The sequence below is a fragment of the Brevibacterium sp. CCUG 69071 genome, assembly GCF_021023135.1.
Classification (GTDB): Bacteria; Actinomycetota; Actinomycetes; order Actinomycetales; family Brevibacteriaceae; genus Brevibacterium.
Genome location: NZ_PGFV01000003.1, coordinates 149,441 through 172,023 on the forward strand (window position 1 = coordinate 149,441; position 22,583 = coordinate 172,023).

20 protein-coding genes are annotated in these 22,583 nt (G+C 63.4%); 10 read left to right on the forward strand and 10 right to left on the reverse strand.

Annotated features, from left to right (window positions below; genetic code table 11):
* Window positions 1-9 precede the first annotated feature (9 nt).
* The 7 genes from CV023_RS09890 to CV023_RS09920 all read left to right on the forward strand — a co-directional run bounded on the left by CV023_RS09890 (window position 10) and on the right by CV023_RS09920 (window position 7,525).
* Window positions 10-1,299, forward strand: a complete 1,290-nt coding sequence (locus CV023_RS09890) for an MFS transporter (protein ID WP_230745366.1) — start codon at window positions 10-12, stop codon at window positions 1,297-1,299.
* A gap of 79 nt (window positions 1,300-1,378) precedes the next feature.
* Window positions 1,379-1,906: a MaoC family dehydratase gene (locus CV023_RS09895; RefSeq protein WP_230745368.1), complete on the forward strand. Its 528-nt coding sequence runs from the start codon at window positions 1,379-1,381 to the stop codon at window positions 1,904-1,906.
* Between the two features lie 69 nt (window positions 1,907-1,975).
* Complete coding sequence (locus CV023_RS09900; protein ID WP_230745369.1) at window positions 1,976-3,139, forward strand: CaiB/BaiF CoA transferase family protein; 1,164 nt, start codon at window positions 1,976-1,978, stop codon at window positions 3,137-3,139.
* A gap of 4 nt (window positions 3,140-3,143) precedes the next feature.
* Window positions 3,144-4,298: an acyl-CoA dehydrogenase family protein gene (locus CV023_RS09905; protein ID WP_230745370.1), complete on the forward strand. Its 1,155-nt coding sequence runs from the start codon at window positions 3,144-3,146 to the stop codon at window positions 4,296-4,298.
* Window positions 4,299-4,312: 14 nt separating this feature from the next.
* Complete coding sequence (locus CV023_RS09910) at window positions 4,313-5,686, forward strand: MmgE/PrpD family protein (protein WP_230745371.1); 1,374 nt, start codon at window positions 4,313-4,315, stop codon at window positions 5,684-5,686.
* Window positions 5,679-6,536: an HpcH/HpaI aldolase/citrate lyase family protein gene (locus CV023_RS09915; RefSeq protein WP_230745372.1), complete on the forward strand. Its 858-nt coding sequence runs from the start codon at window positions 5,679-5,681 to the stop codon at window positions 6,534-6,536. The genes CV023_RS09910 and CV023_RS09915 overlap by 8 nt, the downstream gene beginning before the upstream one ends.
* Window positions 6,537-6,835: 299 nt before the next feature.
* Window positions 6,836-7,525 (forward strand): FadR/GntR family transcriptional regulator, encoded by a 690-nt coding sequence (locus tag CV023_RS09920; protein WP_230745373.1) that lies wholly within the window; start codon window positions 6,836-6,838, stop codon window positions 7,523-7,525.
* Between the two features lie 99 nt (window positions 7,526-7,624).
* Here CV023_RS09920 and CV023_RS09925 read toward each other — a convergent pair whose 3' ends face one another.
* Both CV023_RS09925 and CV023_RS09930 read right to left on the reverse strand, forming a co-directional pair.
* Window positions 7,625-9,445 carry a hydantoinase B/oxoprolinase family protein gene (locus CV023_RS09925; RefSeq protein ID WP_230745374.1) on the reverse strand — a complete coding sequence of 607 codons (1,821 nt, stop codon included), beginning with the start codon at window positions 9,443-9,445 and terminating at the stop codon, window positions 7,625-7,627.
* Complete coding sequence (locus CV023_RS09930) at window positions 9,442-11,568, reverse strand: hydantoinase/oxoprolinase family protein (protein WP_230745375.1); 2,127 nt, start codon at window positions 11,566-11,568, stop codon at window positions 9,442-9,444. Before CV023_RS09930 ends, CV023_RS09925 begins: the two co-directional genes overlap by 4 nt.
* 225 nt (window positions 11,569-11,793) lie before the next feature.
* Here CV023_RS09930 and CV023_RS09935 point away from each other — a divergent pair, with 225 nt between their 5' ends.
* The gene (locus CV023_RS09935; RefSeq protein WP_230745377.1) at window positions 11,794-12,240 is read left to right on the forward strand and encodes an ArsR/SmtB family transcription factor; all 447 of its coding nucleotides are present in this window, start codon (window positions 11,794-11,796) and stop codon (window positions 12,238-12,240) included.
* Window positions 12,237-12,932 (forward strand): SRPBCC family protein, encoded by a 696-nt coding sequence (locus CV023_RS09940; RefSeq protein ID WP_230745379.1) that lies wholly within the window; start codon window positions 12,237-12,239, stop codon window positions 12,930-12,932. The genes CV023_RS09935 and CV023_RS09940 overlap by 4 nt, the downstream gene beginning before the upstream one ends.
* Before the next feature lie 271 nt (window positions 12,933-13,203).
* On the opposite strand, the gene CV023_RS09945 is transcribed toward CV023_RS09940, so the two are convergent.
* From CV023_RS09945 to CV023_RS09975, 7 genes are all read right to left on the reverse strand, one after another.
* The gene (locus CV023_RS09945) at window positions 13,204-13,914 is read right to left on the reverse strand and encodes a helix-turn-helix domain-containing protein (protein ID WP_230745381.1); all 711 of its coding nucleotides are present in this window, start codon (window positions 13,912-13,914) and stop codon (window positions 13,204-13,206) included.
* Entirely contained in the window at window positions 13,911-15,425 is a 1,515-nt protein-coding gene (locus tag CV023_RS09950) for a tripartite tricarboxylate transporter permease (RefSeq protein WP_230745383.1), read from the reverse strand. Before CV023_RS09950 ends, CV023_RS09945 begins: the two co-directional genes overlap by 4 nt.
* A gap of 9 nt (window positions 15,426-15,434) precedes the next feature.
* On the reverse strand, window positions 15,435-15,974 hold the full coding sequence (locus CV023_RS09955) for a tripartite tricarboxylate transporter TctB family protein (RefSeq protein ID WP_230745385.1): 540 nt from the start codon (window positions 15,972-15,974) through the stop codon (window positions 15,435-15,437).
* Window positions 15,971-17,035: a tripartite tricarboxylate transporter substrate binding protein gene (locus CV023_RS09960; RefSeq protein ID WP_230745387.1), complete on the reverse strand. Its 1,065-nt coding sequence runs from the start codon at window positions 17,033-17,035 to the stop codon at window positions 15,971-15,973. Before CV023_RS09960 ends, CV023_RS09955 begins: the two co-directional genes overlap by 4 nt.
* 163 nt (window positions 17,036-17,198) lie before the next feature.
* Window positions 17,199-18,533: a CaiB/BaiF CoA transferase family protein gene (locus CV023_RS09965; RefSeq protein WP_230745388.1), complete on the reverse strand. Its 1,335-nt coding sequence runs from the start codon at window positions 18,531-18,533 to the stop codon at window positions 17,199-17,201.
* Window positions 18,530-19,483, reverse strand: coding sequence for a hydroxymethylglutaryl-CoA lyase (locus tag CV023_RS09970; protein WP_230745389.1), 954 nt, complete (start codon window positions 19,481-19,483; stop codon window positions 18,530-18,532). Before CV023_RS09970 ends, CV023_RS09965 begins: the two co-directional genes overlap by 4 nt.
* A 173-nt stretch (window positions 19,484-19,656) precedes the next feature.
* Complete coding sequence (locus CV023_RS09975) at window positions 19,657-20,928, reverse strand: CaiB/BaiF CoA transferase family protein (protein ID WP_230745390.1); 1,272 nt, start codon at window positions 20,926-20,928, stop codon at window positions 19,657-19,659.
* Between the two features lie 301 nt (window positions 20,929-21,229).
* On the opposite strand from CV023_RS09975, the gene CV023_RS09980 reads away from it, so the two are divergent.
* Complete coding sequence (locus CV023_RS09980; protein WP_230745391.1) at window positions 21,230-21,376, forward strand: hypothetical protein; 147 nt, start codon at window positions 21,230-21,232, stop codon at window positions 21,374-21,376.
* A gap of 148 nt (window positions 21,377-21,524) precedes the next feature.
* Here CV023_RS09980 and CV023_RS09985 read toward each other — a convergent pair whose 3' ends face one another.
* On the reverse strand, window positions 21,525-22,376 hold the full coding sequence (locus tag CV023_RS09985) for a fumarylacetoacetate hydrolase family protein (RefSeq protein WP_230745392.1): 852 nt from the start codon (window positions 22,374-22,376) through the stop codon (window positions 21,525-21,527).
* Between the last annotated feature and the right edge of the window lie 207 nt (window positions 22,377-22,583).

Genomic DNA, 22,583 nt, shown 5'->3' on the forward strand with positions numbered 1-22,583 from the left:
GGAGCGCGTATGGACGCGCTCACACCGAACAGAGAGCACAGAAAACTCTTCGCCTACATCGGTGCCGGCGCAATGATCGACGCTTATGACATCTATGTTGCCGCCGGAGTCTCGGCAGCCCTGGTGTCGACCGGCTTCGCCGGAGTTCATGAAGTCGCCGTCTTCATGTCAATGACCTTCTTCGGCATGCTCCTCGGTGCAGCGACAGCGGGTTTCGTCGGAGACAAGTTCGGTCGCCGAATGAGCTATCAGATCAATCTACTGATATTCGCTGTTGCCGGATTCGCAGCGGCCCTGGCACCGACTTTCGAGTTCCTCGTCGGTACCCGATTCATCATGGGGATCGGTCTCGGAGCCGAACTCGTGCTTGCCGCGGCCATCCTCGGCGAGTTCGTACCCCCGCGCAGCAGAGGCCGCTGGACGGCCATGCTCGGCATCCTCGTCAACTCCGGACTGCTCTTCGCCTCCGCGATCGGAGCAGTGGTGATCTCCAGCTTCGGGTGGCGGTGGATGTTCGTCATCGGTGCCGTACTGGCTGTCATCGTCTGGATCGCCAGGACGCGATGCCCCGAGTCGCCTCGATGGCTGGTCGTCAAGGGCAGAATGAACGAAGCGCAGGCTATCGTCGAGCGGTTCGAGAGGCTTTCGCAAACCACTCTGGAAGACAATCCGCCCGCATCTGTCACCACAGCGACCGAGTCGAGGGACACTGACAAACGTCCCTTCTGGCAGTTGGCAGTGCTCGGCACGGTAGTCGCAGTCGGTGTCAACATGTTCGTCTACGGCTTCATCTCCTGGATGCCGACGTTCTTCGTCGAACAGGGCATCGACGTCTCCCATTCTCTCGCCTACACGACAGCGATGGCTCTCGGCGCACCAGGAGGTGGACTCGTCTGCCTCCTGCTCATCAATAGACTCAACCGCCGCACAGCCATCGTGGCCTTCTCCATCATCGTCATTCCGCTCGGGCTTGCATATGCATCGGCGCAGTCGATCATCATGATCGTCATCATCGGCATTCTGCTCGTCACGGCGATCTACACGCTCGTCACGTTCGTGCTCTACTCCTACATGCCCGAGCTCTACCCAACCCGCTATCGGCTGCGCGGGACCGGCATCTCCTACACCTTCGCACGGGGTGCCTCGATCGTCGTGCCGTTCGTCATGTCCGGATTGTTCGTCGCATTCGGAATCTTCGGACCCATCGGCTTTGTCTGCGCCATGGCCATCTGCATGATCGTCGTCGTCTTCGCGATACCCGTCGAGACCCGCGGGCGCAGCCTCGAAGAGATCGCCTGAAAACACGTCAGCACGGCAAGTCGGCCGTCGTCCGCCCTACCCACAGAACCGCACCACCCGGACAAGGAGTCACACCCACATGAGCACCCATGACGCGACCATCGGCCGCTTCTTCGATGACTACGTCGTCGGAGACGTCTACCAGCATCCATTCGGCCGCACCATCACCGAAGCGGACAACGTCTGGCTGACGAATCTGACGATGAATACGAATCAGAACCACTTCAACGACCACTTCGCCGCGCAGAACCCGATCACCGACGGCAAAGTCATCGTCAACTCGGGGCTCACCGTAGCCCTGGTGCTCGGCCTGACGGTGTATGACATGAGCCAGAACGCGATTTCGAATCTGGCCTTCACCGATATCGCCTTCCGCCATCCGGTCTACGTCGGGGACACCCTCTATGCCGAGAGTGTGTGCACCGATGCCCGCCGGTCGAAGTCACGCGAATACGCAGGAATCATCTCCATGACCACCCGCGGTCTCAACCAGGACGGTACGACCGTCGTGACCTGGAAGCGTTCGGTCATGGTGGCCACCCGCGACAGCGGAATCGGGCAGGGTTATTTTCCCGAGTCCTCCGACTCCGTCCTCGACTACAACTGAGTCGACCATGAGAGCACTCACTCAACGACGAATCCCCGCCGACCAGCAGCGAGCAAAGGAGCAGAACACATGAAGCCGCTCGAGGACATCCGCATCATCGCCGTCGAACAGTACGGCGCCGGCCCCTGGGGTTCGATGCACCTCGCCGACCTCGGCGCAGACGTCATCAAGATCGAGGACCCGAATACGGGAGGGGACATCGGACGCTACGTTCCGCCCTACCGCGAAGGTGAGGACTCCCTTTTCTACGAATCGTTCAATCGCAACAAACGCAGCATCGCACTGAGCCTCAAGGATGACGAAGACCGGGCCGTCTTCGACCGCCTCGTCGCTACGGCGGATGTCGTGTACTCGAATCTGCGCGGAGACGTTCCCGCCAAGCTCGGCATCACGTACGACGACCTGAGCAGCATCAACCCGCAGATCGTCTGCTGCACACTCTCCGGGTACGGCAGCCAGGGCGCAGCCGCCAGACGGCCCGGCTATGACTACATGCTGCAGGCCGCCGCGGGATGGATGGACATCACCGGTGAACCGGACGGGCCACCGACGAAGTCCGGCCTCTCCCTCGTCGATTTCAGCGGCGGATTGGTCGCAGCGATCTCCATGCTTGCCGCTGTTCACGCCGCGCGCCGTGACGGTGTGGGAACCGACTGCGATCTCAGTCTCTTCGACACCGCCGTGTCAATGCTCAGCTACGTGGGCAACTGGCATCTCAACGAAGGTTTCGAACCGCGCCGAACACCGAAGTCTTCTCATCCCTCACTCGTTCCCTTCCAAGCGTTCGAGGCAGCCGACGGCTGGCTGACCGTCGGCTGCGCCAAGGAGAAGTTCTATCGCCGCCTGGTCGACGTGATCGGGGACGAGCGGCTGAATGCCGAAGAATTCTCCGATTTCGAACGAAGAATCGCGAACAAGGACAGACTTCTGCCTCTCCTCGACGAGGCATTTCTGCAGCGTTCCGCCGAGGAGTGGGTGAGCCTGCTTGAATCCGCCGGGGTGCCGGTGGCGAAGGTGAAGAGCGTGGCAGAGGCCCTCGACGATCCGCTCGTCGAGGAACGCGGCCTCGTCTTCGATACCGACCATGGCCGGTGGGGAACGATCCGCAACATAGCCACTGCACCTCGTGCCGGAGCCCGCCTCGACTCCCACCGGGCGGCACCCCAGATCGATGAACACCGCGCTGAGCTTCTCGCTGAGCTCGGCCTGAACACCACAAGTAAAGGAGCCTGAGACGATGTTCGAACTCAGCGAAGAGCAGAATGATTTCAAGAAGTCACTGCGCACGTTCGTCGACCGGGAGATCATCCCCGTCGCCCGCGAGATGGAAGCCACGGGCGAATACCCCAGCGCCATCGTCGACGGGCTCAAGGAGATGGGGCTCTTCGGACTGACGATCCCCGAGGATCACGATGGACTGGGCATCGATCCCGTCTCGTTCGGAATCGTCTTCGAGGAACTGGCGCGCGGCTGGATGGGGATCGCCGGCGTTCTCGGCAGCCACACCATGGCAGCGAAGATGATCGCCGAGCACGGCACCGACGATCAGAGGGCCACATACCTCTCCGACCTGGCCTCGGGCTCACGTCGCACGGCCCTCGCGCTCACCGAACCGGACGCCGGAACGGACCTCCAGGGCATCAAGACCACGGCGAAAAGGGTCGAAGGCGGGTACCTCATCAACGGCGCGAAGATGTGGATCACGAACGCCCGACATGCCGATCCGCTCCCGGTTCTCGTCAAGACCGACACGACGACCACTCCGGCGCACAAAGGCATGAGCATCCTGCTCGTCGAAGCCGGCACTTCGGGATTCGAAGTCACCAAGGACATCGAGAAGCTCGGCTACAAGGGACCGGAGAGCTGTGAGATCGTCTTCGAGAACTGCGAGGTCCCCGAGTCCGCCCTCCTCGGCGGCGTCGAGGGGCGCGGCATGCAGCAGGTGCTCTCGGCTCTGCAATGGGGCCGTGTGAATATTGCGGGCCGCTCCGTCGGCATCGCACAGCGGGCGCTTGAAGAATCCGTGTCCTACGCCCAAGAGCGCGAATCGTTCGGGCAGCCGATCTCAGAGTTCCAAGCCATTCAGCTCCGCGTCGGGCGGATGGCCACGCGGGTGCAGGCCGCACGCCAGCTGATGTACTGGTCGGCGCAGTCCCTCCTCCAGGGTCGCGCGGACGGAGAAACCGGGATGGCCAAGGTCTTCTGCTCGGAGGTGGCTCTCGAGTCCGCCATCGAAGCCATGTCGATCCACGGCGGCTACGGATATTCAAAGGAATATGAGATCGAACGACTCTACCGTGATGCTCCGCTGATGAGTATCGGTGAGGGAACGAACGACATCCTCAACACGGTGATTGCCAAATCCATCTTCAGCGGCCGAACCAAGATCTGAACTCGGGAGAACTCATGACCAGCATTTCCCAGACCATCGCCTCCGCCGCCACCCAGATCGGGCTCGAGGACATACCGGAGAAGGTCCAAGTGCGTGCCCGCCACCTATTGCTCGATTCGATCGGCGTCGGCATCGCCGCCAGCCACACGGACTTCGCCGAGGTGGCCATGAAGGGCCTGGCATCACCTGATCCCGGCGACGTTCCCGTCATCGGGCGCTCCCAGACTCTCTCGAAGTCGGGGGCCGCCATCGCCAACGGCTTGATGATCCATGGCCACGATTTCGACGATACGCATATCGCCGCAGTGTCGCATGTGAGCGCCTCGTCGCTGGCCGCGGTCATCAGCGCCGCCGCCGGCAGCACGTCCGTCAGCCTCGGCGATCTGCTCGTCGGGTATATTCTCGCGATCGAGGTCAACGCTCGCCTGGGGATGGCCGTCGACGGCCAGTTCCATGACAAGGGCTTCCACCCGACTGGCGTCCTCGGTGCCTTCGGTTCGGCTATCGGTGTCGGCAGACTCTCCGGCCTGACCGCCGACCAGCTCGTCTCCGCTCAAGGCATAGCCGGATCGTTCTCCTCGGGCATCCTGCAGTTTCTCGATGAGGGAGCACCGACGAAACGACTCCACCCGGGCTGGGCCGCCAACGCCGGACTGCACGCCGCCAGTCTTGCCGCGGCAGGATTCGAGGGGCCGACCGAGATCTACGAAGGACGGTTCGGTCTCTACCGCACCCATCTCCAGGACCGCTCCGCGCCGAGCGCAGATCTCTTCACCAACCTCGGCGAGGTCTGGGAGGTCGAGAATGTCGCGGTCAAACCGTTTCCGACCTGTCATTTCACCCATTCGTTCATCGACATCGCGACGCGACTGCGAGAGGATCCTGCATTCGACTTCGAGCAGATCGAATCAATCACGGCAAAGATCCACGATGTGCCAGCAAAGGTCGTGTGCGAACCAATCGAGGACAAGCTGCGGCCACGCAGCGAATACGATGCGAAGTTCAGCCTGCCGTTCCTGACAGCGGCGGCGCTCAAACACGGGAGGATCACCTTCGCCGAGCTCGACGAATCGGCACGCAGCGAGGAGGATGTTCTCACGGCAGCCGCTCTTGTCACGGTCGAACACGATGAGGCCAGCCTCTACCCGAAGGCCTTCTCAGGTGACCTGACCGTCGCCCTCAAGGATGGTGCCATTCTGCACGAGGCAGAGCTGGTCAACAGGGGCCATGAATCACGTCCGCTGAGCAACGACGAGGTCAAAGCGAAGTTCGACGAATGCGTGGTGCCTGTGCTCGGCGCTCAGCAGGCCGCGGAGATCCGGTCCGCGATCACCGACTCGTCCTCCGATACTGCTGCGGCGGTGCTCATCGGAGCGTTCAATGGATGAGTCCCCCGATCCCTCCGGGACCGACGGGTCGAACCTCGCGACTCCTATCAGCACGCGGGGCCCCGGTTGGCTGTTCGTCCCTGCGGACCGACCGGACCGCTTCGCCAAGGCTGCCGCCTCGGCAGATCTCGTGATCATCGATCTCGAGGATGCGGTGCGCGCCGCTGACAAGGAACGGGCGAGACAGACTCTGCGCACGGCCGATCTTGACGTGGAGCAGACCTGCATCCGCATCAACGGCTTCGCCACAGCGGACTTCGCTGCCGATCTTGCGCTCGTGCGCGAACTCGGAGTCAGAACCATCATGCTGCCCATGACCGAGGAGGACCAGCCGCTTGATTTGCTGTCGGACTTTCAGGTTATTGCTCTCGTCGAGACCGCCAAGGGGGTGTCCGGGGTTGAATCGATCGCGGCCGTTCCGTGTGTGCAAGCATTAGCCCTCGGGTCGGCAGACCTGCAGCTTGACCTCCGCTCGCGCGCCCTACCCGGTGCCGAATCCGCCTTCGATGATCTCCTGGCGTTCGCGCGGACCAGGCTGCTCTTCGCGGCCCGATCCTTCGACATCGCTGCCATCGACTCGGCCCATGTCGCCATCACCGACGAATCCGGGCTTGCGGGAGCGGCGAGCACTGCAGCTGCCTACGGGTTCGATGGGAAGCTCGCAATCCATCCCCGTCAGGTCCCACTTATCCGCCGCGCATTCGCTCCGACCTCCGGTGAACTCGAGTGGGCGCGAGCGGTGGTCCGCGGAGCGCATTCCCACTCCGTTGGTGCATTCGCCCTTGACGGTGAGCTCATCGACGAGGTTGTAATTCGGCGGGCCGAGATGCTTCTCCGCCTCGCGTCTTGAGACCCAAGCATCCGGCTGGGAACTGTTCTGCAGGAAGCCGAATGGTCCGACGGTCACATTGCGCGCTCGAGGTCGAGGTGTGAGGGTCAGAGCCGGATTCGCATTACGATGGCATGACAGGTAGTCGGCATCGCCCGTGGCAGCCGACTACACGGGCGAATACGCAGAGGAGTAGGGCAGCTTGGGTCAGCGCATTATCGACTTCTCACTGATTGCCGCCGTGCCCGGCAGCAGTTCCCACACCCTCGGCCGTCCGCTGAAGCAGGCGATGCACGGCCTCGAGATCGCCGGAGTCTGACATGGTCGAATCAAGAACCGCCTATTCAGTGGTTGCAGAGAAGCTGCGGCGCCAGATCCTCGACGGGACGCTCGCTCCCGGTTCACGTCTGCCCTCGGATGCGGAACTTCGCGAGACTTACGCGGTTGGGCAGAGTACGATCCGAGAAGCCCTGAGGACTCTCTCGAGCGAGCATCTTGTCAAGAGCGTACGCGGAGTGAACGGCGGCTCATTCGTCACGATGCCCACCGTGGGTCATCTCGGTTCACAGCTAGAAGTCGGTGTCACGCTGCTTGCCTCTGCCGAGTCGATCTCCATTGACGATCTCATGGAGATCCGGCATATCACCGAGGTTCCGGCCGCGGGATACGCGGCCTCTCGGCGAACCGACGAGGATCTGGTGAAGCTGAGGAACTCGGACCCGAGCCTGCGGAGTGAGGAGTCATCGTTCTCGAGCCACTCGACCTTCCACCAGCAGATCGTCGAAGCTGCGCACAACACCTTGCTTGAAATTGTCACGATTCCGCTATTCAATGCATTGCAGAACATCGTCGGTGAGTCGAATGCTGCTGCGAATATCGGCACCAGCGTCAGCCACGATCATTCGGCGCTCTTCGACGCGATCGTCCGTCGCGACTCAATGGACGCAATGGCGCTCATGCGTCGTCACCTCGATACCGTCTCGGAGTACTATCGCAGCCGCGGACTGTAGAAGTTCTATTAGGGTCGATCGCAGAAATGACCTCCTCGGGAGTGGCTGACTGATCATGCCGATCAAGCCGACCCTACCGAGGAGGTCACATTCAATGGATCAGCTTGCGCGTGCCTCAGCTCTCAGGGAAGCCGTCGCCGCGTCATCAACGACCCAGCGTTCTGTGTCGACGGCAACCCCGTAGTCCCGAGCGGCTTCTTCCGCGGTGAGGTATTCATCCCACACGTCGTGGAGCACCGCGAACGGATCTCTCTCGAACGGATCGCCGAAGCCTCCCCCTGACGGCATCCGAATCTCCAGCGTATCGCCGGCACGTACGACCTCCTGGGTGACCTTGGAGTGGAGAACCTCTTCGCGATCGGTACCCGGGTTGCGTACGAAGGATCCGGAAACCCCATCGGCTCCGCCGAGCGCACCAGCTGGCGCATCGCTCCTGTTATCGGCCTCGGACCCAAGGAATGTATCGGTCATCATCAGCCAACGCCTCACGCTGCCGATGCCTCCACGCCAGCGTCCTGGTGCAGGAGATTCGTCACGCAGCTCATAGCGCTCAGCACGCATCGCATGATTGAGCTCGAGTTCTTCGATCGGGTTGTTCCTCGTGTTCGCCATAAGGGCATCCACTGCGTCCATGCCATCTCGCCCGTTGCGACCGCCGTATGATCCTTCGTTGATTTCGATATAGACCCAGTAGCTCTCCCCATCCTCGTCAACTCCCGAATAGGCGATGGCGCACAGCGCTGACGATGAACCTGCGATTGCGTGGTCCGGGAGTACCGGAGCCAACGCCAGATTGATGGAATCAAAGACACGATTGACTTGAGAAAAGCGTGCGAAACACGACGCAGGAAAGTCCGGGTTGAAGATCGTGCCTTCAGGGGCATACGCCTTCACCGGCCTGAAACAGCCGTCGTTCTGCGGAACATATTCGGGGGTCGTCTCCTCATCCAGGAGAATCGTTCGGATAGCACTGACCGCCACAGGAAGAACCGACCCCTCGAACGGCACGTTGAAAGCAGTTGGCACCTGCTCGTTGGAGCCGGTGAGATCGATGAGCACCTCATCGCCGCTGATGTCGACGCGGACGGCGACTTTGAGCGGTACCCCACGATTCTTCCCATCGTCATCGAGGTAACCGATCGGCGCCTCGTAGCTACCATCGGGCAGCTCACGAATCCTATTCCGAAGCATGTTCTCGGAGTAATCCATCCACGTGTCGCTGGCGCTCATGACGGTGTCGAAGCCGTGGGCTTCGAGAAGTTCGAGGAATCTCATCTCACCGATCCTGGCGCAGGACACGAGAGCTTCCAGATCTCCTCGGTTCTGTTCGGGAGTCCGAACATTGTCGAGGATGTGCTGGATGAGAGCGTCGTTCCGCACTCCGCCATCGTAGATCTTCATCGAGTCCATGAGTTTGCCCTCTGCCCAGACGTCGACCACGTCCATGCACAGCCCTGGGAAGTTTCCGCCGATGTCCGAGACATGACCGGTGCATCCAGCGAATCCGATGTGCTCGTCCTTCCAGAAGATCGGGATGATGACTCCGTAGTCCGGCGAGTGCGCGGCTCCGTGGTAGGGATGGTTGTGCAGAATCACGTCTCCGGGTTTGTATGTGCCGGCGAGTCTGCGGTTGACGCCCTTGATGTATGCGGGAATCGATCCGCAGTGCATGGGAGTCGAGTCCGATTCGCAGAGCTCGCGGCCATTGACATCGAAGATTCCGGCTCCCAGGTCTTCGGACTCTCTGATCAGACTGGAGTAGGCCATTCTATAGAGCACTTGAGCCATTTCCTTGGCCATGGAATCGAGTGCCCCACCGATCACTCGCAGAGTGATCGGATCGACTTCAACCGAATTCCATGTCCGGTTTGCCTCCGGTGCAAGTGATACTCCAGTCTTCGGCATCATTGCCTTGCTCATGACTTGCTCCTTTCGATGATGATGTGTCCGAGTTCATCGACTTTGGCATGTTGGCCGATGCCGACGATTGATGTGGAGTCGAATTGTTCGACGATGGCAGGACCGTCGAAGACGTTCCCAGCTTTGAGCAGTTCCCTCGAATACACCGGAGTGTCGATCCATTCCGGGTCTCCGGCGTCGTCGGTCCACATAAGAGTTCGAGTCGTCGTGACGAGTGCAGAAGACGCGTCGGCACCGCCTTTGGCGATCTCGGGAAGCTTGACCTGTGGGACCGCCCCGATACCTGTCACTCTGACGTTGACGAGCTGGACTGGTTTGTCATCGAATCGCTGTGAGTACATCCTCCCGTGAAGTTCGTGGAAGGCCTGAGAAACGCTTTCCACCCATCCCCCGTTGATTTCGCCGTCGGGCGCTTGGACTATCAATTCGTATCCCTGCCCGACATATCGGCAGTCGACGCTGCGTTCAAGACTGATCTGTTCGTCTGGAATTCCGTCGTCTTTGAGCTGTTCGACTGCCTGCTCTGACAGACGCGTCAGTTCACGGCCAAGCAGCTCGAGGTCAGGGTCGTCGGATGAAGTCCAAGCTGTTGTCGGAACTTCGTATCGAATGTCTGTAGCGAGCAGGCCAACCGCCGAGGTGATGCCTGGGTGGTTGGGAATGATGATTCTTGGAATGTCCAACTGCTTGGCAATATGCCAGGCGAAGAGCGGGCCGGCTCCTCCCTCAGCTACCAAGGAGAAGGCGCGGGGATCGTAGCCCTTTCTCACCGAATGAAGGCTGATGGCTTCTGTCATTGAGTGTGCGAGCACCGTGAAGATTCCCATCGCGGCTTTCTCCAGACTGGTCTTGAGCGGTTGCGCGATGTGTTCTTGCACAGCTTCTTCAGCCAGGCTGGGATTGACGGTCATTGTGCCAGACAGGAAGCTCTTCTCCCGCAGCCATCCGAGCACAACCATTGCATCTGTGGAGGTCGGTTCTGTGCCGCCATTGCCGAAACAGGCCGGGCCGGGAATCGCGCCGGCGCTTCGCGGTCCGACTCGGAACATCCCACCCTCGTCGATCGAGGCGATAGAACCTCCGCCTGCACCGATGGTGTCGACTTCTGCCATGGGGACCATTGCGTGATAGTCCCCGATTCGGGTGTCCAGCAGATGCTTCATCCGCAAGCGGCCATCTGGAGCTACGCCGACGTCGGCAGAGGTTCCACCAACGTCAAGGGTGATCACACTCGGGTACCCGGAGGCCGCTCCGATTGCACAACCTCCGATGAGGCCTGCCACCACGCCGCTGGTGAGGAGCGACACCGGAGTCTCGCGAGCGCTCCGCGCGGTCACGAGGCCGCCTGCGGAGGTCATAAGATGAACATCATCGCTCACATCAGCGTGGCTCGCCTTGTCGACGAGTCTCGCAATATAGTTCGATGTCTTCGGCCCGACGAAGGCGTTGAGGGCAGTGGTCGAAAATCGTTCGTACTCCCGATACTGACTGGCGACTTCGCTCGACAGCGAGATGAATGCTTCCGGGAATTCCTCTTTGAGGATCTCTTTGACTCTCTGCTCATGAACAGGGTTTCTGTACGCGTGCAGAAATGCGACTGCCACGGCCGCAACTCCGCGTTCTCGAAGCAGCTGCACTTCTCGCCGGACTGCGGTCTCGTCCAACGGCGTCAGGATGGAGCCGGAAGCATCGATTCGCTCTGGAACTGTTCGCCTGTTCCTCCGGGGCACGAGCTGCCATTTCTGCCAGGGAAGCTCCTGATAGTTCGAATAGTTCAGAGGACGCTTCTTTCGAGCAATATGAAGCAGGTCGCGAAATCCATCCGTGGTAATCAGGCCCACGTCGTCGCCGTTGTGCTCGAGGACGATGTTCGTTGCCACGGTCGTACCGTGAAAGAACATGTCGACGCTTTCGGGCGAGATATCTGCCTTCTGCGCGAGAGCGGCGACGCCGTTCATGGTCCCAACAGACGGATCATCGTTGGTGGAAGGGGTCTTGTGGACTGTGATCGTGCCGTCGTCGTCCCATAGAACTAAGTCAGTGAAAGTTCCGCCGACGTCAACTCCGAGTCGCTTCGTGAGGGTCCATTCAGAAGTTGGGGCAATGTACTGCGATACGAGCACTGCTTTGTGCTTCGCATCACAAATGCGAATATACCTCAGATCTTTAAGCGCGGCTAGACGTCAATATTGCGGATATTAGCGCCCGCTCGGCACTTGAAAAACATATTTCCAGATAAACAACTGATGTTTACGGCTACAGAAGGGAGGTTGAGCTCGATACCGTCTTCACCCAGGCCATCATAATTTCACCATTGACTTATATTCTCCTCTGCTTATACTCAACATATGCACGCATTCGACGTGCTCGGGGATCCCGTTCGCCGACGGATTCTCGAGCTGCTGACCTCTGGTGAGATGACCGCCGGTGAGATCGTCGATGCCGTCGGCGAGGAATTCGCCATCAGCCAACCAGCCGTCTCCCAACACCTCAAGGTCCTCCGCGAGTCCGGATTCGCCAGTCGCCGAGCCCAGGGCACGCGGCGTCTCTACGCCCTCGAACCCGCTCCCCTGCGCGACGTCGACGAATGGATCGATCCCTTCCGCCGCTTCTGGGCCCCACGACTCGACGCCCTCTCGACCGAGATCACCCGGGGCAAACGTCGGCGACGCAATGAGCCAGACCACGACAACCCTGCCGAGAGCACCGCAGCTTCCGGCAGCACCGTAGCCTCCGCCGGCACCAACCGCGATGACACCGACACCGCCCTCACCGATGCAGAGGAGAAGTCATGACCGCCCCATCCGATCCCAGCAAACCATCCGAGCCGCTCACCCCAGCCGAAGCCGAGATCCTCGCGGCACAGGCCGACGCCGTCGACCGCGAGCTGAGCATCGACATCGACGGCGGCACCCAGCACACGGTCCAGTCGATCAGCCAGTCCTATCCGACCACGCTCGCCGACCTCTGGGAGGCCTGCACCGACCCGGCCCGACTGGAGCGCTGGTTCGCCCCGGTCAGCGGAGACCTCGAACTCGGCGGCCGCTATGCCATCGAGGGCAACGCCTCGGGCACCGTGGAAGAGTGCGAACCGCTCACCTCCTACACGATCACCTGGGAATTCGGCGGCGGCACCAGCCTCGTCACGGTCCGCCTCGCCGAGGACGGCGATGGGTCCCGACTGACGATCGAGCACTCCCACTCCGGGGAGGCCGGCGCGGAGTTCTGGACCCAGTTCGGTCCCGGCGCCACCGGCGTCGGCTGGGACCTGTCCCTGCTCGGCCTCGCCTTCCACCTCGTGGCGGGCACCGGCCGCCCGGCAGACGAGAACCACTTCGTCACCATCGACCTCGCCCAGCAGTTCGTCCGTGACTCCAGCACGCGCTGGGGCGAGGCCTCAGTCACCGCCGGCACCCCGGAGGACGATGCGATGGCCGCCGCCGAGCGCACCACCGGCTTCTACCTCGGCCTGCCCCCGGCCGAGTAGTTCAGCGAGGCTCGAGGCGGACGGGACCTGCAGAACCGCCCGCCTTAGGAGGACGAAATGGGCAGAAGTGCCCGGCGTGAGAGGACGAAATGGGCCGATCTCTTCGCGGCAGATCGGCCCAAAGGGTCCACCCACCACAGGATCAGTCCATTACGTCCACCCAAGGGCTACTGGCGCTCCGAAACGTCTGCACCGGATCGGCCCGTTTCGTCCGCCCAAGGGTCGCCAGCGCTACGAACGCCTGCACCCCAAACGCCCAAACGCCCAGCCCTCACTCGGCGCGGCGGGCGCCGAGTGCCAAGCGTGCGATATCACGGAGCACGCTGAGCTCCTCGCTGCCGTCGAGCAGCCCTTTGAGCTCCCCGGCCGCCTGCGCCAGCAGGCCGCGATAGGCGCCGCCCACATTGTCCGGCTCTCGGGTCAGCGGGTAGGACACGCAGAGGGCGAGCACGGTTCCTCCCGCCGTGAAGGCGACACTCGCCGAGGCGGTCCCGACCACCCGTGCCTGCTTCGTCGCGTAGAACTCGACTGGATTACCGGGACCGCACAGCGCCAGCGCCGCCGATCCGCCGTCGACGAGGGGCAGCACGGTGCCGACCCCGCGGGAGACCCGCAGTTCGTGGTCGGCCTCGACATTGCGCACGCACACTCGGTCCTCACCGACGCGCACCCACAGCTGCACCGATTCGCTCGTCAGCGTCCGCAGGTGCTCGAGCACCGAGTTCGTCGTCGCGATGCTCCGCCTGCCCGGGAAGGGCCCCAGGCGCAGCAGTCCGGAGGAGTCGCGGACGATGAACCTGTGGGCCCGCAGATCTGCCAGCAGTCGGTAGGTCGTCGACTTGGAGTACCCGAGACGGCGGCACACCTCGGCGGCGGTCATCGGGGTGTCCTGCAGGGCCGCGAGGATTGCGGCACTGCGGTCGATGACCCCGATCTCCTTGGCCGCGCCATCGGTCATCTCGGCCTCCGATCGCGCCTTCATGCCACGCTCACATCCGCGAGCAGTGCACGGCGGCGAACCCACCAGCGGAAGATGATCGGACCGACGATGCCGAGGACCATGAGGATGATGATCGACAGCGACACCGGCCGGGTGATCAGCGGCATGAACGAGCCTCCCGAGATCTGGAGCATGCGGCGGAAGTTGTCCTCGAGCAGGGGCACGAGCACCAAGGCCAGGATGGAGGGGGCGAGCGGGATTCCGCCCTTCTCCATGAGGTAGCCGATGATCCCGAAGATGCCGAGCAGCATGAGTCCGAAGAGGCTGAACTGGATCGCGTAGGCGCCGATGACGACGAGGACGAGGATCGCGGAGAACAGGATCTCCTTGGGCAGTTTGAGGAGTTTGACGAACACGCCGACCAACGGCAGGTTGAGAATGATCAGCGCCACGTTGCCGATGTACATGCTCGCGATGATCGTCCAGATCAGGCCCGTCTCGTCGCGGAAGATCAGCGGTCCCGGCTGCAGTCCGTACATCGTGAAGACGAAGAGCAGCAGCGCCGTCGTCGCCGATCCCGGGATGCCGAGGCTGAACAGCGGAATCATCGCCCCGCCGACTCCGGCGTTGTTCGCTGCCTCCGGTCCGGCCACACCTTCGATGGCTCCGTGGCCGAATTCCTCCTTCCGCTTAGAGACCCGCTTCTCCATGATGTAGGACATGAACGAGGCCAGCGAGGGACCGACTCCGGGCAGGATGCCGATGATGAAGCCGAGCACCGAACCACGCGCCCAGGGCATGGCAGAGCGCTGCCAGTCCTGCTTCGTCATCCACTTGTCGTCACCGAAGCTCTGGATCTCCTCCTTCGCCCCGCGACCGAGCGCGAGGTTGCGGATCGCCTCGGGGATCGCGAAGAGCGCCATGGCGAAGATCGTGAAATCGATGCCGTCGGAGAGCAGGTCGATGCCGAAGGTCTGGCGGGGCAGTCCGGTCTGGAAGTCGAGGCCGACGAGGCCGACGGCCAGTCCGATGAAGATCGAGATGAGCGCCTTCGCCCGCGATCCCGCCGACATCGTCGAGGCCAGCAGCAGGGCCGTGGCCATGAGCAGGAAGTACTCGGTGGCTCCGAAGACGTTGGCGAGCTTGACGAGCACCGGGGACAGGAAGGTCAGGCCCACGATGGCCAGGGTGCCGGCGAGGAAGGAGCCGATCGCTGCGGTCGCGAGCGCGGCCTTGCCACGACCTCGGCGGGCCATCTCGTAGCCTTCGATGGCAGTCACCGCACTGGCGACCTCACCAGGGGTTTTGATGAGCGTGGCGGTGATCGAACCGCCGTACATCGACCCGTAATAGATGCCGCAGAGCAGGATCAGACCGTGCACCGGCTCCATGCCGAAGGAGACCGGGATGAGGATCGCGATCGCGGAGATCGGCCCGATGCCCGGCAGGACCCCGACGACGGTGCCCAGCAGCACGCCGAGGAGGGCGAAGGCGAGGCTGGCCGGTTCGAGGGCGGAGACGAAGCCGCCGCCCAGATCGACGAGTGTGTTCATGCCAGCCCCCTACCCGAGGATCCCGACGGGCAGGTAGACCGCCAGCCCGTAGACGAATGCGACGTAGATGATCACTGCGAAGAGGACGGAGAAGGTGAGATTACGGATCCACTTCGCAGGCGCATAGATGCTGGTCAGAGCCATGAGGAAGGCTGCGGTGGAGAGGAGGAACCCGACCGGGATGAGGATCGCCAGGTAGACGAAGAAGAGCGCGAACTGGATGACCACCTTCTTCGACGGCGGGTCCTCCGGAGCGTCGAGGACGACCCCGGCGGCGGTGCCCGCGGAGGAGGAATCATCAGAGGCATCCCCCGCCGAGGCGGCCGCACCGTCCCGGTCCCCCGCCTCGGCGGCCTTGCGCCCCTTGTACAGCGCCTGGCCGGCGAGGAAGAGGCCGAGCACGATGAGTGCCACGCCGACGATCGCAGGGAAGGTACGCGGGGTGACGATATCGCTCGTCTCCCGGATCGAGAATGTCGCGATGTAGTAGACGAGGCCGACGATCGTGATGACGGCACCGGTGATGACGTCGCCGCGCAGGATTCTCATTCGCCGCTGCCCAGATCGGTTTCCTTCACGCCTTCCTCAACGGTGGCCGCGGCGTCGTCGACATAGGACTGGGCGTCCTCGCCGGTGCGGAATTCGGTCGCCCACTGGTTCTTCTTCAGCGTGTCCTGCCAGGTCTGCGAGCCGCTCATGTCTTCAAGCGTCTTGGCCCAGTAGTCGACGGCCTCGTCCGGCATATCGGCAGGACCGAACACTCCGCGCCAGTTGCCCAGGGTCACGTCGTAGCCGGAGTCCTTGGCCGTGGGCACATCGTCGTAGGGCGCGGCGAGCGGCTTCTGCGCGAAAGTGACCAGCGGTTTGATGTCCCCGGATTCGAGGACGGATCGGAATTCGCTCATCCCGGCGATCGCGACCTTCGCGTCTCCGTTGAGCATGGCCGTGGTCTGTTCGCCGCCGCCGTCGTAGTTGACGAAGTTGATGTCGGACGGGTCGACTCCGGCTTCCTTGGCGAAGAGCGCGAAGGGCAGGGTGTCATCGCCGGCCGCGGCGACGGTGACCTTCTGCGGATCGTCCTTGAGTGCCTTGACCAGGTCTTCGAGGTTGCCGAAGTCGCCGCCGTCGGGGGTCACGACCATGAAGTCCTCGACGTAGAGGGTGGCGATGAGAGTGGTGTCCTGCGGGCCGTATTTGCACAGGCCGCGGGCCTTCATCGTCTGGCTGGCCAGGGAGGTGATGGCGATCTGATCGTCCTTGCCCTTCTCCTGCTGCATCATCGAGGTGATCCACGAGCAGCCGGTGCCGCCGGGGCGGTTCTGCACGGGCAGCGGGGTGGAGACGATGTCCTCCTTCTGCAGGGCTTCGACGAGGGCGCGGGCGGTCGTGTCCCAGCCCGATCCGGGTTCGGCCGGGGCGGTGACCGTGACGGGTCCCTTCGGGTAATCCCCGCCCTCCCCGGGCGCCTGGGCCTTGTTGCCGCAGGCCGTGGCCACGAGGGCCACGGCCGCGAGGACCGCGCCGACCTTCGCGGCCGACCGGGCTCGCCGCGGTGACCTCGGTGGCGCCTCGCCCATCGCCGAGGTGGTCCGAGCTGTGCGTGTGATCATCGTTGATCGCATTGCTTCTCCTTATTCGCCTGTGCCGTGCTGATTGTTCGGGTAGTGATTGTTCGGGTGCTGCTGTGCTTCGGTGGTGCCTGCGGTGGTGCGGTGCTTCGGTGCTGGTGTGTGCCTGCGTTGGTGCTGCCGGCACTGTGGGTGGGTGGCTCGTCTACTGCGACTGCGTCCGTTCGTCGCCGAGGTGGTCGAGAGTATCCGGCGGCAGTTCGGCGACCGCACCGACCGTGTCGCTCCCGTCGCCAGGCCTGCCCCAGTCCCCCGCCGTCTCGGAGCCCTCGTCCGGCGGGCCGTTCGGAACGCTCGGGCCGTCCCGGTAGTGGGCGTTGTGGCGACCGGGTTCGGGCACTCCGCTGCGCAGCCCCAGCCTCCGGCCGTCGAAGGTCAGCGGCAGCAACGGCACGTCGACGCTCTCGCCGGTGGGCAAGCCGGTCGATGCCAGTGCTCCCGAGGCCACGAGGTGGGCATCGGTGGTGAGGTCTGCTGGAGTGTTCACCGGGGCGACGGGCAGTCCGCGGCGGGTGCACTTGTCCTCGATCTCGTTCAAGCTCAATCGCGACAGGGCGGTCTGGAGTTCGGTGTGGATACGCTCGCGCTGGTCGACTCTGCCCTGGTTCGTCTCGAGCGCGGAGTCGGCGGCGAGTCCGGTGAGGCCGAATTCGTCGCAGAGGTCGCGCCATTGTCCGTCGCTGACGGCGGCGACGAAGACCTGGTTGTCCTCGGCGTCGCGGAAGATGTCGTAGACGGCCCAGGTCGCCCGCCTCGTCGGCATCGGTCGCAGCGGTTCGTCGCTGAGCTGGGCCTGGGCCATATGGGTGCCGACGAGGAAGGCGTTGTTCTCGAACAGGGCGGAGTTGATGAGCTGCCCGTGCCCGGTCTGTTCCCGCACGCGCAGGGCCGACTGGATGCCGATGACGCCGAACATGCCGCCCATGATGTCGTTGACGCTTGCTCCGGCGCGCAGGGGTTGGCCAGGCGGGCCGGTCATGTAGGCGAGTCCGCCGAGCATCTGCACCACCTCGTCGAGGGCGGTGCGTTCACCATAAGGTCCGGACAGGAAGCCCTTGAGCGAGCAGTAGATGAGGCCCGGGTTCCGCGTCGAGAGCTCCTCGTACCCAAAGCCCATCGACTCCATCTTCCCGACTCGGAAGTTCTCGAGGAGCACGTCGGCGGAATCGACGAGCTGCAGGACCGTGTCCCGGTCGTCCGCCTCGGCGATGTCGAGTTGGACGCTGAGCTTATTGCGGTTGAAAGCGGGGAACAGGCCCGAGCCGGACCCGGGCAGGTAGCGGGTCTTGTCGCCGGCTCCGCGGGGTTCGACCTTGATCACCTCGGCGCCGAGGTCGGCGAGGATCATCCCGCAGCTCGGGCCCATGACCATATGGGAGAACTCGATGACGCGGATACCCTCGAGCGGCAGCGGTTCGGTGGGATTCGACGTGGAGCCGGCATCCGCCTCGGCGCCGGTGGCCCCCGGGTGCGCGCTCATGGCGTCCCGCTCGCCGAGGTGGGGGCGAAGCGGTCGTCGAAGACGGCCGGGGTCGCGGGGATGTCGGACAGGCTCGAGGTCAGGTCGTGGCCGACGGCCGAGATCAGGGGTTCGCGCACCTCGGTCAGCGCTGCCACGTCGACGCCGGTGGCCACGCCCTCGCGGTGGAGGAGGTGGACGAGGTCGTCGGTGCCGATGTTGCCGGCCGCGCCCGGGGCGAAGGGGCATCCGCCGAGTCCGCCCATGGCCGCGTCGAAGTTCGCGATCCCGAGGTCGAGGGCGGCGATGACGTTGGCCATGCCGAAGTTGTATGTGTCGTGCAGGTGGAGGTTGACCGGTTTGCCGGGGAAGGCCTCGAGCACCGCCGAGGTGTTCCTGCGCACCAGCGAGGGGTTGGCGTTGCCGATGGTGTCGGCGACTCCGATGCCGTGGGCGCCGGCGTCGACGAAGGGGCGGAGGACCTCGACGAGGTGATCGGCTTCGGTGATGCCGTCGAAGGGGCAGATAAAGCTGACCGCCGTCGAGATGTCGAAGCGCAGCCCCTGGTCACGGGCGTATTCGGCAGCGAGGAGGAGTCGTTCGCTGGCCTGGGCGATCGGGGCGTCGGAGTTCGCCTGCGAGTGCCCTTCGGAGGCGGAGAGGACGAGTTTGATGTTCTTCGCCCCTGCGTCGACGGCACGCTCGGCGCCCTTGAGATTGAAGACGAGGGTGAAGAGTTCGACACCCTCGGCCTCATAGGGCTGGAGCCTCCGCAGCACCTCGTCGGTGTCGGCCATCTGCGGGACCTTCTTCGGGTTGACGAAGGATCCGATCTCGAGTTCGGTCAGGCCCGCGGCGATGAGTCTTTCGGCCAGGGCGACCTTGGCATCCGTGGGCACGATGGTCTTCTCGATCTGGAGACCGTCGCGCAGGGTGGTGTCGAGGATGTGGACTCTGGATGGCCGAACCATGGGACTCCTTGAGGTGACATCCCGGTCATCGGGAAGTGCGTTTCACCGTGCTTCACTGCACGATGAGTCCATAGTTACCACATTCCGCTCGCGGAGCGGTATACAAAGTGCTCGCTATGTGAGAGCGCGCGAGCTTTTGCCTACTCATGTTCCCGTTTAACAGGACAGCGTGTTCAGGTCTCGTCCTCCTCGGACGATTCGCCGGAGGCCGCCCTGCCGAGCCCGAGCCAGTTAAGCACCTCCTCGGTGTGCTCGCCGAGGTCCGGGCCGAGGTGGTCGATCGGCAGGGACTGACCGCCGATGACGGGGGTGATGCCGGGGAAGGCGACGTCGTCGAGGATCTCTTCGCCGGTGGAGACATCGAGGTTCTGGATCATTCCGCGGGAGTTCAGCTGCTCGTCGGCGACGAGATCTTCGGCAGTGTAGATCGGGCCGGCGGGAACACCGGCCGATTCGAGGGCGGCGACGACATCCTCGACCTCGCGGTCGGCGCACCAGTCTCCGATCGCCTCGTCGAGTTCTTCGCGCCGATTCCACCTGCCGGCGTTCGTCTGCAGGTCGGGGTCCTCGGCGAGGTCGTTTCGGTCGATCGCTGTCATCAGTCGGGTGAAGATGCCGTCGCCGTTGCCGGCGATGACGACGGATCTGCCGCCGGCGCAGAGGTACCCGTTCGAGGGGGCGATGCCCTCCATCCGTCCGCCTGTGCGGGTGCGGATCTCGCCGAAGGCCGAATAGTCGGGGACGAGGGATTCCATCACGGAGAACGTCGCCTCGTTCAGCGCCACGTCGACGGTGCGCTCGGACAGCGGGCCCTCGCCTTCGAAGCTGTGATCGGAGCCGACGACCGCCTCGGCGGCTCCGGCGATCTTCTGTCGTTGGCGGTCGAAGAGCATCATCACGGCGCCGAAGGCGGCCTGCATGCCGGCGATCGAGTCGCCGATGGAGATGCCCACGCGCACGGGTGGGCGGTCGGGGTCGCCGACGAGCTCGCGGAAACCGGAGTAGCCTTCGGCGACGGCGGCGAATCCGGGGCGCTCGGACATCGGACCGGTCTGGCCGAATGCGGAGATGCGGACGAACACGAGGTCGGGGTTGGCCTCTTCGAGGACGTCGGGGCCCAGCCCCCACTTCTCGAGCGTGCCGGGCCGGAAGTTCTCGAGGACGATGTCGGAGCGGCGGACGAGTTCGAGGGCGGCCTTCCTGCCCTCGTCGGAGCGCAGGTCGAGGACGACGGACTTCTTGTTGCGGTTGATCGTGCGATAGAGCATCGAGGTGGTGCCGGCCTTGAGCCGCCAGTTGCGCAGTTCGTCGCCGGTGTCGGGGCGTTCGACCTTGATCACCTCGGCGCCGAAGTCGGCGAGCATCCGGCCCGCGGTGGGGGCGGCGATGTAATTGCCGAGTTCGAGGACTCGCACACCGGTGAGGGGAAGTCGGCGCCTGGTCATGTCGATGCTCCTAATCGTGCGGCAGCGGTGCGCGGGGTTCACGAGGGTCGCGAGGTACGCGACTTTCGCGGGCACACCGTGGTCGTGGTCGGCCGGGTCGGTAGTCCCATGGTGCCAGGTCTCGGACCTGCAGTCCCGGACATCCGCATACTCAGATCACACGGCCCGGGTGAACAGCGCCTGAGACTTGAGCGAACTCCACGCAATTGCCCTTGCCAGCTGTTGTCCTCTGAGTTCCGGTGTCCAAGACTGGCAAGCAGGTCGCAGATCGCGGCGCATCGTCACCGAACAGGAGTTGAACATGGGATCCAACGATTTCGACGGCAACAACCAGAACGGTCAGAACGACTTCAATGCACAGCAGGACGGACCCGGCGGACAGCAGGGTGCTCCCGGTCAGCAGGCTCAGGACCAGCAGTCCCAGGGCGGCTTCGACCAGCAGCGCTGATCGACTCACCCGGCCACGTTTGAGCAATGAGGGGTGGCGCACCGTTCGGGTGCGCCACCCCTCGTTCCGTCTCGGGATATTGCCCGTCATCGAATCCACATCGGTCATTCTGCGGCGGGCACCACCCCGGTCAACGACCAACCTCAACTCAGTCGGTGACGGTCACGACCTGGCGGTGGCGGCCGAGGCCTTCGATCTCGAGTTCGACGACATCACCGTCAGCAAGGTAGGGATATTTGCCCGACATGGCCACGCCCTGCGGTGTCCCGGTGAGGATCACATCGCCCGGCTCGAAGGCCATCGCCTGACTGAGTTGGACGATGATCTCCCCGACGTCGAAGATGAGGTCGCTCGTCGAGGAATCCTGGCGAACCTCGCCATTGACCCAGCTGCGCAGACGCAGGGACCCGGGGTCCACCTCGGCGGCGGGCCTGATCCACGGACCCAGCGGCGTGAAGCCGGGCAGGTTCTTGCCCTTCGACCATTGGCCGCCGGACTCCTCGATCTGGAGTCTGCGCTCGGACAGATCATTCGCCAGCACATAGCCCGCGACATGCGAATATGCCTCCTCCGCAGAGTCGACCCGGAAGGTCCGTGAGCCGATGACGACTCCCAGCTCGACCTCCCAGTCGGCCTTCGTCGCGTACGGCGGCAGCTCGATCGGATCGGTGGGGCCGCTGATCGTCGAGGGCATCTTGAAGAAGATCACGGGGCGCTCGGGCGGTTCGGCCCCGGCTTCCCGGGCATGCGCCGCATAGTTCATGCCCACGCAGATCACCGCTGAGGGCCTGGCCAGCGGCGCACCGACGCGCAGATCATCAGCACCGGCGAGCGGCTCGAGCTCCCCGGCATCGAGCACAGAGCGGACTCGATCGATGCCGTTCGCAGCGAAGAAGTCGGAGTCGATGTCCAGGGTCACCGGGCGCAGGTCGTAGTCGACGCCGCCTTCGCGGGCCACCGGGATCTCGTGGCCGATCGGTCCCAATCGCAGCAGTTCCATAGGGTTCCTCTCTTTCGAGTGCGGCCACCTCACTGTGGCCACGGTCCACGCTAACGATGTCTCGCATACTAAGTTGGAACTGTTCAAGAATTGGACATGTATTTTGTCGACCAGAACCACCCGAATCACGCGGCACATCGTCGAAAACTTTATTCAACCAGATGGTTGACTTACCCTCCTGTGCAGGCTTAGGCTTTCAATCAACCA

Excerpts from the sequence above, each read along its gene's own strand:
- CV023_RS09890 (WP_230745366.1), top strand. The coding sequence starts at position 10 with ATGGACGCGCTCACACCGAACAGAGAGCACAGAAAACTCTTCGCCTAC.
- CV023_RS09895 (WP_230745368.1), top strand. The coding sequence starts at position 1,379 with ATGAGCACCCATGACGCGACCATCGGCCGCTTCTTCGATGACTACGTC.
- CV023_RS09900 (WP_230745369.1), top strand. The coding sequence starts at position 1,976 with ATGAAGCCGCTCGAGGACATCCGCATCATCGCCGTCGAACAGTACGGC.
- CV023_RS09905 (WP_230745370.1), top strand. The coding sequence starts at position 3,144 with ATGTTCGAACTCAGCGAAGAGCAGAATGATTTCAAGAAGTCACTGCGC.
- CV023_RS09910 (WP_230745371.1), top strand. The coding sequence starts at position 4,313 with ATGACCAGCATTTCCCAGACCATCGCCTCCGCCGCCACCCAGATCGGG.
- CV023_RS09915 (WP_230745372.1), top strand. The coding sequence starts at position 5,679 with ATGGATGAGTCCCCCGATCCCTCCGGGACCGACGGGTCGAACCTCGCG.
- CV023_RS09920 (WP_230745373.1), top strand. The coding sequence starts at position 6,836 with ATGGTCGAATCAAGAACCGCCTATTCAGTGGTTGCAGAGAAGCTGCGG.
- CV023_RS09925 (WP_230745374.1), bottom strand. The coding sequence starts at position 9,445 with ATGAGCAAGGCAATGATGCCGAAGACTGGAGTATCACTTGCACCGGAG.
- CV023_RS09935 (WP_230745377.1), top strand. The coding sequence starts at position 11,794 with ATGCACGCATTCGACGTGCTCGGGGATCCCGTTCGCCGACGGATTCTC.
- CV023_RS09940 (WP_230745379.1), top strand. The coding sequence starts at position 12,237 with ATGACCGCCCCATCCGATCCCAGCAAACCATCCGAGCCGCTCACCCCA.
- CV023_RS09945 (WP_230745381.1), bottom strand. The coding sequence starts at position 13,914 with ATGAAGGCGCGATCGGAGGCCGAGATGACCGATGGCGCGGCCAAGGAG.
- CV023_RS09950 (WP_230745383.1), bottom strand. The coding sequence starts at position 15,425 with ATGAACACACTCGTCGATCTGGGCGGCGGCTTCGTCTCCGCCCTCGAA.
- CV023_RS09955 (WP_230745385.1), bottom strand. The coding sequence starts at position 15,974 with ATGAGAATCCTGCGCGGCGACGTCATCACCGGTGCCGTCATCACGATC.
- CV023_RS09960 (WP_230745387.1), bottom strand. The coding sequence starts at position 17,035 with ATGATCACACGCACAGCTCGGACCACCTCGGCGATGGGCGAGGCGCCA.
- CV023_RS09965 (WP_230745388.1), bottom strand. The coding sequence starts at position 18,533 with ATGAGCGCGCACCCGGGGGCCACCGGCGCCGAGGCGGATGCCGGCTCC.
- CV023_RS09970 (WP_230745389.1), bottom strand. The coding sequence starts at position 19,483 with ATGGTTCGGCCATCCAGAGTCCACATCCTCGACACCACCCTGCGCGAC.
- CV023_RS09975 (WP_230745390.1), bottom strand. The coding sequence starts at position 20,928 with ATGACCAGGCGCCGACTTCCCCTCACCGGTGTGCGAGTCCTCGAACTC.
- CV023_RS09980 (WP_230745391.1), top strand. The coding sequence starts at position 21,230 with ATGGGATCCAACGATTTCGACGGCAACAACCAGAACGGTCAGAACGAC.
- CV023_RS09985 (WP_230745392.1), bottom strand. The coding sequence starts at position 22,376 with ATGGAACTGCTGCGATTGGGACCGATCGGCCACGAGATCCCGGTGGCC.